Here is a 10590-nt window from a genome sequence, read left to right as displayed (position 1 = left end):
GGATCGGGGCGCATGCGCTCTCGGCGCGCTGGACGCACGGGGCGGGGGCGGTCGTGACCGTGCAGGTGCCCGACCCCGATGCCCCGGCCACCGGCACGCCGGGCACGGCTGTGGGGAATGGGGCCACGACACGGATACAGGCGGCGATGGCCACCCTGTCCGCCGCCGCGGGCGATGATGCGGGCGCGGTGCATCGCCTGACGGATGGGGAGCTGCGCAACCTGCTGGCGCCATGGATCGAACAGGGCAGCGACCTTGTCCTGCCGATGCCCGCCGTGATCGAGGTGCATGCCCGCGACGCGCACCACCTGCCCGATGACGTGATGCGCACATTGCAGGCGCAGGTGCCCGGCATCGTGGTCGAGCATGACAGCATCTGGAGCGACCGCCTCGCAGCCCTGGCCGACAGCCTGCAGACCTGTGCGCTGCTGGCGATCTTCATCGTCATCGCGGTGTCGGCCGTCGTCATCATGGCCGCCACGCGCGCGGGACTTCAGGCGCGCAGGCGGGCGATCGACCTGATCCATTCCCTCGGCGCGACGGACGGCTACATCGCCGCGCGCTTTGCATGGCGGGTGGGTACGCTTGCGCTGCTGGGCGGGGCGTGTGGCAGTGTCCTCGCCATGCCGGTGCTGGTCGTGCTGTGCCTGCTGGCGGCGCCGTTCAATGGCGCGGACATGCCCGACATGCAGGCCGTGTTCTCGCCCGCCGCGTGGAATGCCGCGTCCGCGACGCAGGTCCTTGGCGTGCTGCCGTCCTCGCTGCTGGCGATGCTTGGCGCGCTGCCGGTGGGGGCGGCGGCGCTGGGATGGGTGACGACACAGATGACGGTGCGCGCATGGCTGCGCCGGCTGCCATGAAAGCGCCCGCGCGGCGCGGTGTCCTGCTGCTGGTGCTGGCGGTGGCGTGCATGCTGGTCGCATCATGGGCGATGGGGCTGGTGTGGTTCGTGCGCGACGCCCGACGCCCGCCACGCATGCCCCCGCCCTGTGACGGGGCCGTCGCCCTGACGGGCGGGCAGGGCCGGATCGAGGCGTCGCTGCAACTGATGGCGCAGCACCGGGCGCGGCAACTGCTGATTTCCGGCGTGGACCCGCATGCGACACTGGGGGATTTCCTGACGCGCACGCCGCGCCTGCTGCCGCTGGGGGTGTGGCTGCATACCACGCTGGGGCGGCAGGCGACCTCCACGCTGGGCAATGCGGATGAGACGGCGCAATGGGTACGCACCCATGGCATCCATTCCCTGATCGTGGTGACGGCGGGGTATCACATCCGCCGCGCCATGATGGAAATTGCCCGCGCCGTGCCGGGTGTCACGCTGTATCCCTTTGCGGTGCAGCCACCCGCCCTTGTGCATCCACGACGCCTTGCGACATGGCGGCTGCTGGTGGTCGAATATGACAAATGGCTGCTGGCCTGTGTTGATACCGCGCGCTGGACGCGGCCGGTGCATGGCCTGATCCACCATGACGACACCCGCCCCGTCGCCCATGCCGCCACACCCTGATGCACCGCCCATGCGGGGCGCGCGCCTTGTCTTGGCGGGGATTTTCTGGTGTTACAGGGTCATACCCCGTCCGTTGCCATTTGTGGTGCACCGTTCCTTTTTGCATTGAGGACGTATCTGAAAATAATTTTCTGGATGGAAACAAGAGTTTCCGGATGCCCCCTCTTTTCGGAAAGGCGGCGTCTTTCGAAGCTTTTCGAAAAAAGCCTCATCAAAAACTTCCTTGTTTCTTCAGCATGTTACCCGGATCACTTTTCCAGACAGCCTCCGAGGGATTTCGCCTGACATGACGTTCGTGCGCGCCTGCATCTTCAATCTGTATTTCTTCATGCTCACACTGGTCATGGGGATCGCGGCGCTGCCGATCCGTGCGTTCGTCCCGTCATGCGCCCTGTCCTATGCCCAGGCATGGACGCGCCTGACGATCCGGGGGCTGAGGCTGATCTGCGGCATCCGCATCGTCGTCAGCGGACGCGAACACCTGCCCGATGGTCCGTGCCTGCTGGCGTGCCAGCACCAGTCGGCCTTTGACACGCTGGTGTGGATGAACCTCGTGGAACGCCCGACCTATGTCATGAAAAGCGAACTGACGCGCATTCCGCTGGTCGGCCCGATGCTGCTGCTGACGGGGATGATCCCGGTGGAACGCACCGGCGGGGCAAAGGCGCTGCGTGCGCTGCTGGCGGCAACCGACCAGGCGCGTGAGGACCATCGCCAGATCATCATCTTCCCCGAAGGCACGCGCATGCCCCCGGGGGAGATCGGGAAACTGCATCCCGGCATCGCGGCCATGGCGGCGCATTCGGGCCTGCCGGTCATCCCGGTGGCCACCGATTCCGGCCAGCACTGGGGCCGCAACGCCTTCATCAAGCATCCGGGCACCATTCACATCGTGCTGGGCGCGCCACTGTCATGCACCACGAAACGCGCGCAGATCCTGCCGGCCATCGTCACGGCGTGGGAAACCCTGTCGCGCGAAAATGGCCTGCCGCTGCTGGCGCCGGCTGTGGATAATCCTGTTGGAAACGGCGCGACAACAGCCGCGAAACCGTAGAAACCCGGCAACGGACCTGATGCCCCATTACACGCCCCAGCCATCGCGCACGCCCTGACCACCCGCCCCGCGCGGAAGGCATAGTGATGCATGATCCTGTTTTTCATGCAGAATTTACGCGCATATGCGCTGTAACCCGCCTGTCACATACATCATCCCCATGACGGGGGAACATGTCCGTTACGTGACGGCGGCAATGTGGATAAACACTTTTCCCCACCGCGATGCCGGATGCGCGAAAGCAGGCACGACAGGGAATGCGCCCCCCGCACCTGCACCCGGTTACGATGCGGTAGCGCCCGCCCCGTCGCCCCGCAGGCGCTGCACCTCGGCGCGCAGGTCCATGACCTCCCGCACGAGGCTTTCGACCGACGGGCCGCTTCCGACCCCGCGCTCCACCGCATGGAGCGAGGTGAACATCGACATCACCTGCCCGATGATTTCCGCATTTTCCGCACCCAGCGCACTGCTCAGTTCCGGGGACGCATCGGCCTGCCGGGCGATGAATTCGTCCATCATGCGTTCAAGATATTCCGAGACCTCGTCCTGCCTGCTATCGCCATACCAGCGGATCAACTGCCGCAGGAACGGGACCGGCAGCATCGCGCGGCCCTTTGTTTCCTCCTCCAGGATGACCTGCGCCAGCACGCCACGGGTGATATCGTCGCCCGTCCTTGCATCAAGCACGACAAAGGGGCGGTCCTCCTTGACCATTGCGGCAAGGCTGTCGAGCGTGATGTAGGTCGAACGATCGGTATCGTACAATCGCCGGTTGGCATATTTCTTGATGACAACCGGAACGTGCGGTGGCGACAATAGACTGTGCTCCTTCTGCGCGGAACCTTATGGCTTAACGCCCTGTTTTATCGGTATGACGCACCACTCGGGCACGTCCCTGCCGTGTCCTGCGACGCACTGCGGCGCATGCAGTCAACCCGGCACAGGCGGGCATACCATTCCGCCAGTGCCGGATACTGCCCTGTCCACCCCAGTTCCGCAAATCGTGCATCAAGGAAGCCCAGCGCGCACCCCACCGACAGCGCACCGGCATCGGGCCGCGCCACCGCATCCGGCGCCGACTCGCGCGCCATGCGCTCCAGTGCCGCAAGCCCGCGCTCCACGGCCGCCATCTGCCGCACGGCAGGCCCCGCGTCGGGCGCAATCCCTGCCGCCAGAAGGCCGCGATACAGGATGGCCGCATCCGCGATCCCGTCACCCAGCGCCTGCGTGCGCAGGACCATGCACCGCGCCATGCCGGCGGCGGGCACCAGCATGTCGGACCCGGCCACGACACCCAGATATTCGATGATGACCCTGCTGTCATACATCGCCGTCCCGTCATCGCCCAGCAGCGTCGGGATCTTGCACAGCGGATTGGCGTTGACGACCTCGGCGGGGGATGCGGAGATGTTGACGTTGATGATCTCCACCCGATCCTGCAACCCGAGCGCATGGATGGCCGCGCGGACCTTGCGGGCATAGGGGCTGAGGACGGAACTGTACAGTTTCACCGGAAGACATCCTTTTCCTGGCGCAGTTTCGCAAGCGTCGCCACATCCGGCGCACGCAGGAAGGGGTTGGTGCGCTTTTCCTCGGCCAAAGTCACCGGCACTGTGGGCCGGCCCTGCGCGCGCAGGGCCTCCACCTCGCGCATCCGTTCGGCGACCGCCGCGTTGGCGGGATCGACATGCAGGGCAAAGCGTGCGTTCGACAGGGTATATTCATGGCCACAGCAGATCAGTGTCTCATCCGGCAGGGCGGCGATCCTGCGCAGGCTGTCGAACATTTCGCGCGCCGTTCCCTCGAACAGGCGCCCGCATCCCATGCTGAACAGCGTATCGCCGCAGAACAGCGCAGGTGTCGCAGGAAAGAAGTAGCTGACATGGCCGCGTGTATGGCCCGGCGTGTCGATCACGACCGCCTCCGCCGCGCCCAGCATCACGTGGTCCCCGTCCCCCACCGCGATATCGAGGCGTGGCAGGCGGCGCGCGTCGGCCGCAGCCCCGATCACCTGCGCCCCGTAACGCGCACGCAGCGCATCGGCGGCGGCAATATGGTCCGCATGGTGATGCGTCAGGAAAATACGGTCCAGCCTGCCGCCATGCGCGGTAATGGCCGCGACGATGGGCCCCTCCTCCGCCGGATCGACAATGCCGCAGGCCCCGCTTTGCCCATCGCGCAGGAACCAGGCGTAATTGTCCTGCAATATCGGAACGGGTTGTATGAAAAGCGTCATCTGCCTTCCCTTTCTCCGGTTGCGCCACCGTGCCGGGGCCTGTCCGCGCCCCATGCGCCACAGGCATGCCGCCTGCCACCGCCCACATGGGCGCGCTGTTTGTGCTAACGGTGGACAATGCAAGAAAACACGCGCATCGCAAGCCAGTTCTATGCCAGCCCCCGCGGGAGGCTTGCCGCCACCCACCTGCGGCGGCACCTGTCGTCGTTCTGGCCCGACGCGCCGGGGGGACGCGTGCTGGGCGTGGGCTATACCGTGCCCTACCTGTCGCTGTGGGACAATGACATCACCACGTGCGTGTCCGCGCGGCTGGACACGCTGGTCACGCGTCCCGCCCAGGCGGAGGGACCGACGGGCCGCGAATGTGTCGTGGCGGAAGGGCGCTTCCCCTTTGACGACCTGTTTTTCGACCGTGTCGTGATGGTCCACGCGCTGGAGGTCACGGACGCACGCAACGTACTGCTGCGTCAGGTGTGGAAGGTGATGAAGGATGATGCGCGCCTGCTTCTTGTCGTGCCGAACCGTTCGGGCATGTGGGCGCATGCCGACACGTCGCCCTTTGGCCAGGGGACGCCATTTTCGCACCGGCAGATCACCCGCGCGCTCGCCACCGCGTGCCTGCGGGTGGAGCGGCATGAAAATGCCCTGTATTTCCCCCCCGTGGGGCCAACGGGCGGACGGCGGTGGTCGGGCATGCTGGAACGCGCCGGCACGCGGGTGCTGCCCTACCTTGGCGGGGTCTGCGTGATCGAGGCGGTCAAGGACGCCTATGCCCCGGTGGGCAACGCCACGGCCCCGATCCGCATGCCCGCGCTGCGCCTGCGCCGCGCCGATGCCTTCAGCCGCAGCAGCACCGGCGCGGGCAAAAATGCGCCACGCCATGGCGGCGGCCCCGCACTGCGCTCTTGACCTTGGTTTGCGAAATCTTCATGAAGCTTGTCCCATGTCCCTGATCCAATCCCTGAAGCTCGTCATGTCGCCCCCGCATCCGGCGGCCCGTCCCTTCCTGCTGGCCTCCGGCGCGGGTGCGCTGCTCGGACGCGCGCTGCCGTTCCGGGCCACGAAACTGGCGGGCACGGCGTGCGGCCTGTTCTTCGGCTTCTGCCTGTATTTCTTCCGCGACCCCAGGCGCGTGATCCCGGCGGATCCGCATGCGGTGGTCGCCCCGGCCGACGGCCACGTCGTTTCGGTGGAAAAGATCGCACCTCCCCCCGAACTCGACATGGGCAGCACGCCGGTGTGGCGGATCGCGACGTTCCTTTCGGTGCTGGACGTGCATGTCAACCGCATGCCCGCGGCAGGGACGGTAACCCGCGTGGCCTATCACGCGGGGCAGTTCCTTAACGCCAGCCTCGACAAGGCGTCGGAACTCAACGAACGCAACGCCGTGCGCCTGACGCTGCCTGACGGGCGCAACATGGCCGTGGTGCAGATCGCGGGCCTGATCGCACGTCGCATCCTGTGCGATGCCGAGGAAGGGATGAAGTACGAAAAGGGCGAGCGTTTTGGCCTGATCCGCTTTGGCTCGCGCACGGACCTCTACCTTCCCGAAGGAGTGGAACCGCTGGTGGAGGTCGGGCAGACCATGACCGGTGGCGAAACGGTCATGGCGCGGCTGTAACCCGCAATGACCGATGCTTCCCCGGCAGCGGCGCCCCGGCGGCGCGGACGCCTGATCCGGCGCAGGCGCCCGCGGGTACGCGGGCCGTCCTTCAACCGCATGGTCCCCAACATCATGACGATGCTGGGCCTGTGCGCGGGGCTGACGGGCATGCGCATGGGGCTGGAGGGACGCTTTGGCGAAGCCGCGACCGCGCTGCTGATCGCCGCATGCATCGACGGGCTGGACGGGCGCATCGCCCGCCTGCTGCGCGGGACCAGCAGGTTCGGCGCGGAATTCGACAGCCTTTCGGACTTCCTGTGCTTTGGCGTGGCGCCGTCCTTTGTCCTCTACCTGTGGGCGCTCAAGGATGGCGGGCGTTTTGGCTATGTCCCGTGCATCATGTTCACCGTGTGCATGGCGCTGCGGCTTGCGCGCTTCAACGCCAGCCTCGATGACGTGGAACAGCCGAAATACGCCAGCAATTTCTTTACCGGCGTGCCTGCCCCCGCGGGCGCGGGACTGGCGATGTTCCCGCTGTTCCTGGGGCTGGAGGCGCACAAGCTGGGCTGGAACGCGCTGTACGACATGGCGCGCGATCCGCTGATGCCCGCCCTTACGCTGAGCGGGACGGCATTCCTGCTGGTCTCCACGCTGCCAGTCTGGTCGTTCAAGAATTTCAAGGTTCCCGCCCCCTTCGTCCTGCCGGTCATGCTGGGGATCGGGGGGTATGCGGCCGTCTTTGTCGCCGATCCGTGGGGGGCGCTGGCGGGGGCGGGCGTGATCTACCTGCTGCTGCTCCCGCTCAGCCGCCGCAGCTTCCGCCGCCTGAAGAGAGAGGCCGAAGCCCTGCACGCGGAGGAAGACTCCTCAGACCTTCCGGCGGTCTGAGGGCGCGGGCAGCCCGACCTCGCGCACCCATCGGGTGATGGCGGACAGGATCATGTCGGGCGATGGCGGGCAGCCGGGCAGCGACATGTCCAGATGCACACGCCCGCGCAGGCCGCCAAGCACGGCGTAATTTTCCCCGAACACGCCCCCGTCGATGGCGCAGTCGCCAATGGCCATCAGGATACGCGCCCCCGGCATCGCCTGCCACGCCTGTTCCAGCACCGGGACCATCGCACGCGTGACCGGCCCCGCCACAAGCAGGATATCGGCATGACGGGGGGTGCGCACGAAACGGATGCCCGCACGTCCGGCGGCCCCCGCCACGCCACCAAGGGCCGCAAGTTCCATGGCGCACCCGGCGCAGCCCCCGGTTTCAAGAAAAAAGACCGAGACCATGCCTGAAGTGGCGGAGGCGCGTGTCATGGCATTCCCCTGTAACGTCGTCGTGCAAGTCCTTATGAAAGTTTTCGGGTGTCGTCTTTCGAAGCTTTTTGAAAAAAGCTTCACCAAAAACTTTTATTACTTTCAGCACTAAATGATCCCGGAATAGTTTTACAGATCCGCACCGGCCGGGGACAGGCCAAAGGAACGCATGATGACGGGCATGTCCGTGTCATGGGCGTCATGCATCGCGATTTCAGACGCCAGCATGTGGGCGGGCGTGGACTCACAGATCCCGACCGCCGCCAGTTGCCCCGCCTGCATCCTGACCCAGTAGCGGATCGCCCCGCGCGGCCCCTCGGCCCAGCCGGTCCCCTCCCCGTCCCCAACCGGCGACGATGCGGTATCCGCCGCAGGCTGCGCGCGCGACAGGACACCGCCCAGCGCATCAAGGATACGCAGGCTGACCCCCACGGTCCGCAGGCGCACGCGCATGCGGGCATCGACATCGCCCGCCTGTTCCACGCCCGCGGGCAGCCAGCCATCATGATATCCGGGGACAAGGTGGCGCAGGTCCCCCTCCCGCCCCGAAGCCCGCGCGACCACGCCCGTCACGCCAAGCTGGCGCGCCATGTCGGCGGACAGCACGCCCAGTCCACGCACAAGGCCGCCAAGTCCGCGCGGGTGGCGGTACAATGCCTCCAGCCGCGCATGCGCCCCGCGCAGCCATGTGCACACTTCCTCCGCCCGGGATGCAAAGGCAGCGGCATCCCCCCCATCGCCCCCGAACGTCACGACATCCATCAGCATCCGCCGCCCGAACGCAGCATCACAGAACGCCAGCACATGCTCCCGCGCCTGCGCACATTCCCGCGCCAGCCGCACATCCCCTGCGGCTTCGGCCACGCCTCCGACATCGAACAGCACCGTCGCCACACGTTCGAGTTCGCAAAACATCGCCCGCATGGTCGCGACCTGTCCCGCCACCTCCTGCCGCAGGGCCTGTTCCATGGCGCGGGCCAGCGCGGCCTGATGGGCGACCGACGCCGCACCGTCGATCCGCGCCGCCAGACGCAGGGCCTGCGCCGGGTCGCTGCCACGCATCCGCGCCCCGATCCCCCGATGCGCATATCCCATCCACCACTGCGCATCGACAACGCGCGCCCCCGGCACCGCCAGCCGCAGGTAGGCTGGTGCGTGAAAGCCTCCGTCCGCGGGACCATATTCGCAGATCGTGCCGCCCGCGCGCATCACCTCCGCAACCTCGCGGAACTCCGCAACATTTGCGCCCTGCACCGGCACGGGACGGTCGGACAGGGGCCATGTCACGCCCCACGCCCCATGGTCCAGCCATGGCCGCAGGTCACGGGCATCCAGCGCCTCCACCCCCCACAGGTCATGGATCATGCGCTCATACACGCCTGCGGCGGGACAGGCGCATGACAGACCCCAGTAGCGCTGCATCTCCACCGGGGTCGATACGACCAGCATCTCCCCCACCTGCGGCGCAAGCGCGACAAACACCGCGCGGCCGTCGCACCACATGCCCACGAATGGCGACGGGTCCGCCACAAGGCAGGCCAGGAGGTCGCGCCATGCATCCTCCGTCAGGTGGAAACGCCATGGGACGTCGCCGGGCCCACCGCCCTGGACCTCCGCCCACCGGGCCACCAGCGCCGTAAGGCCGTCCCTGACCTGCGCCTGCGCCATCGTCACAGTCCCCCCGGATACGCCACGACCACAAGCCCGCCCGCCAGCAGCGCCAGCAGGGCCAGCGCGCTGGCATTGCGCGCCAGCACACCGCCCGGCGTCTCCGCCGGGTGTGATCGCGCGCCCATGCCGCCCCGATCCGCCGACGCCCCCACAAACAGCAGCCACAGCGCCGGCAGCAGCGCGACCATGGCCCAGACCGACACCCGTGCCACCGCCATCACCGTCATCATCATCGCCACGAATGGCAGGGTGGGCGGCAGGCCGGAACGGACATGGCGCAGCAGCGCGGGCCACGGCGCGAAACGTGCCCGCAGGGGCGCGCACAGGCACACGGCCATCATCGCAAGGACGCAGGCCATCGTACCCACCGGGCCACCGGCCCCGGCCCCCATGACCGCAAGCCCGATCCAGCCCGCCATCACATGCCCCCAGCGCCGTGCATCGTGCGACGGCACCTGCTGTCCGTGCGCCTGTCGCGCCTGCATCCGGACATGCCACACCAGCAGCGCCGCGACCCAGACCATGACGCACCCGATGCCGATCATCATGGCCTGCAACGTCATCGCCGCCAGTTCCGCATCAAGCGACACGACCGGCCCCGACAGCAGGTAAAGCACCGGAATCACCGGCATGATGCACAGTCCCTGATCCCGCCCGACCGGCAGGGACACCCCGATCAGGCCACACGCCCCCAGAAGCCCCGCCACCAGCAGGACCATGCCCAACCCGTCCAGCGGCCCGTTGCCCAGCGGCGACAGCACGAGCGCCCCGGCCTGCGCCACGATCACGCCCGCCGCCCCCGCATGGAAAAAGCGCCATCCCTCGCGCGCCTGTCCGTGACGCAGTACCATCGGTGCGACACGCATCAGCACCGTCAGCGCCAGCAGCGCGATGGTGACATCCACATCATCCGCCGCGATCGCCGCCATGGCATTGCCCGTCACGCACTGCGCCATGATCGCATCAATGCGTCCCCACGCCCCCGCGCCGCCCACATGCACCATGGTGACAAGGCACAGCAGGACCGGCGGGCACAGCAGCATCACGTCATGGACGGACATCCCGCGCGCGCCCCACCAGGCACCGGCGCAGGCCAGTCCCACGACCGACAGCACCGCCGCGCGCGTTCGCTCCCCCCCGTGCGACGGCACCCCAAGCGCCAGCGCCGACAGGTAGGGCCAGCACACCGCCATGCACATCCATGG

At 67.4% G+C, this 10590-nt stretch carries 12 protein-coding genes; 6 read left to right on the top strand and 6 right to left on the bottom strand.

Translation table 11 applies throughout. The annotated features are described in order from the left end of the window. The 3 genes from HNH97_RS07255 to HNH97_RS07245 all read left to right on the top strand — a co-directional run. Positions 1–860: cell division protein FtsX (locus HNH97_RS07255; RefSeq protein ID WP_171790460.1), on the top strand; the 860-nt coding region annotated here is incomplete at its 5' end. Next, positions 839–1510, top strand: a complete 672-nt coding sequence (locus HNH97_RS07250; RefSeq protein WP_171790459.1) for a YdcF family protein — start codon at positions 839–841, stop codon at positions 1508–1510. The genes HNH97_RS07255 and HNH97_RS07250, both read left to right, overlap by 22 nt. Positions 1511–1796: 286 nt before the next feature. Next, a complete protein-coding gene (locus tag HNH97_RS07245) occupies positions 1797–2564 on the top strand; it encodes a lysophospholipid acyltransferase family protein (RefSeq protein ID WP_171790458.1) in 768 nt (255 codons plus the stop codon). A 282-nt stretch (positions 2565–2846) separates the two neighbouring features. Here the strand turns inward: HNH97_RS07245 and phaR are convergent, their stop codons facing one another. The 3 genes from phaR to gloB are packed head-to-tail and all read right to left on the bottom strand — an operon-like array spanning position 2847 to position 4800. Beyond that, positions 2847–3380, bottom strand: a complete 534-nt coding sequence (phaR, locus tag HNH97_RS07240) for a polyhydroxyalkanoate synthesis repressor PhaR (protein ID WP_171790457.1) — start codon at positions 3378–3380, stop codon at positions 2847–2849. Positions 3381–3427: 47 nt separating this feature from the next. Continuing rightward, positions 3428–4075 (bottom strand): glutathione S-transferase, encoded by a 648-nt coding sequence (locus tag HNH97_RS07235; protein WP_171790456.1) that lies wholly within the window; start codon positions 4073–4075, stop codon positions 3428–3430. Further along, positions 4072–4800, bottom strand: a complete 729-nt coding sequence (gene gloB, locus HNH97_RS07230) for a hydroxyacylglutathione hydrolase (protein ID WP_171790455.1) — start codon at positions 4798–4800, stop codon at positions 4072–4074. Before gloB ends, HNH97_RS07235 begins: the two co-directional genes overlap by 4 nt. 117 nt (positions 4801–4917) lie before the next feature. On the opposite strand from gloB, the gene HNH97_RS07225 reads away from it, so the two are divergent. Genes HNH97_RS07225 through HNH97_RS07215 form a run of 3 tightly spaced genes read left to right on the top strand, consistent with a single transcriptional unit; the run spans position 4918 to position 7291 of the window. Further along, positions 4918–5709, top strand: a complete 792-nt coding sequence (locus HNH97_RS07225) for a methyltransferase domain-containing protein (RefSeq protein ID WP_171790454.1) — start codon at positions 4918–4920, stop codon at positions 5707–5709. Positions 5710–5743: 34 nt separating this feature from the next. Beyond that, on the top strand, positions 5744–6421 hold the full coding sequence (locus tag HNH97_RS07220; protein ID WP_171790453.1) for a phosphatidylserine decarboxylase: 678 nt from the start codon (positions 5744–5746) through the stop codon (positions 6419–6421). Between the two features lie 6 nt (positions 6422–6427). Then, the gene (locus tag HNH97_RS07215) at positions 6428–7291 is read left to right on the top strand and encodes a CDP-alcohol phosphatidyltransferase family protein (RefSeq protein WP_167400259.1); all 864 of its coding nucleotides are present in this window, start codon (positions 6428–6430) and stop codon (positions 7289–7291) included. Here the strand turns inward: HNH97_RS07215 and HNH97_RS07210 are convergent. From HNH97_RS07210 to HNH97_RS07200, 3 genes are all read right to left on the bottom strand, one after another. Further along, positions 7271–7714: an NADH-quinone oxidoreductase subunit B family protein gene (locus tag HNH97_RS07210; protein WP_171790452.1), complete on the bottom strand. Its 444-nt coding sequence runs from the start codon at positions 7712–7714 to the stop codon at positions 7271–7273. The genes HNH97_RS07215 and HNH97_RS07210 overlap by 21 nt on opposite strands. Before the next feature lie 129 nt (positions 7715–7843). Next, positions 7844–9382 carry an NADH-quinone oxidoreductase subunit D-related protein gene (locus HNH97_RS07205; RefSeq protein WP_171790451.1) on the bottom strand — a complete coding sequence of 513 codons (1539 nt, stop codon included), beginning with the start codon at positions 9380–9382 and terminating at the stop codon, positions 7844–7846. 2 nt (positions 9383–9384) lie between these two features. Next, entirely contained in the window at positions 9385–10578 is a 1194-nt protein-coding gene (locus HNH97_RS07200; protein ID WP_171790450.1) for a hypothetical protein, read from the bottom strand. Positions 10579–10590: the final 12 nt, after the last annotated feature.

Origin of the sequence: Gluconacetobacter entanii (assembly GCF_013155425.1) — a bacterium.
Taxonomy (GTDB): Bacteria; Pseudomonadota; Alphaproteobacteria; order Acetobacterales; family Acetobacteraceae; genus Novacetimonas; species Novacetimonas entanii.
The sequence above is the reverse complement of the archived record's forward strand: the minus strand, read 5'-3'. Positions and strand labels throughout refer to the sequence as shown.

Bases quoted from the DNA above. Each gene is read 5' to 3' on its own strand.
- HNH97_RS07250 (WP_171790459.1), top strand. From the start codon at position 839: ATGGCTGCGCCGGCTGCCATGAAAGCGCCCGCGCGGCGCGGTGTCCTG.
- HNH97_RS07245 (WP_171790458.1), top strand. From the start codon at position 1,797: ATGACGTTCGTGCGCGCCTGCATCTTCAATCTGTATTTCTTCATGCTC.
- gloB (WP_171790455.1), bottom strand. From the start codon at position 4,800: ATGACGCTTTTCATACAACCCGTTCCGATATTGCAGGACAATTACGCC.
- HNH97_RS07225 (WP_171790454.1), top strand. From the start codon at position 4,918: ATGCAAGAAAACACGCGCATCGCAAGCCAGTTCTATGCCAGCCCCCGC.
- HNH97_RS07220 (WP_171790453.1), top strand. From the start codon at position 5,744: ATGTCCCTGATCCAATCCCTGAAGCTCGTCATGTCGCCCCCGCATCCG.
- HNH97_RS07215 (WP_167400259.1), top strand. From the start codon at position 6,428: ATGACCGATGCTTCCCCGGCAGCGGCGCCCCGGCGGCGCGGACGCCTG.
- HNH97_RS07210 (WP_171790452.1), bottom strand. From the start codon at position 7,714: ATGACACGCGCCTCCGCCACTTCAGGCATGGTCTCGGTCTTTTTTCTT.
- HNH97_RS07205 (WP_171790451.1), bottom strand. From the start codon at position 9,382: ATGGCGCAGGCGCAGGTCAGGGACGGCCTTACGGCGCTGGTGGCCCGG.
- HNH97_RS07200 (WP_171790450.1), bottom strand. From the start codon at position 10,578: ATGGCGGTGTGCTGGCCCTACCTGTCGGCGCTGGCGCTTGGGGTGCCG.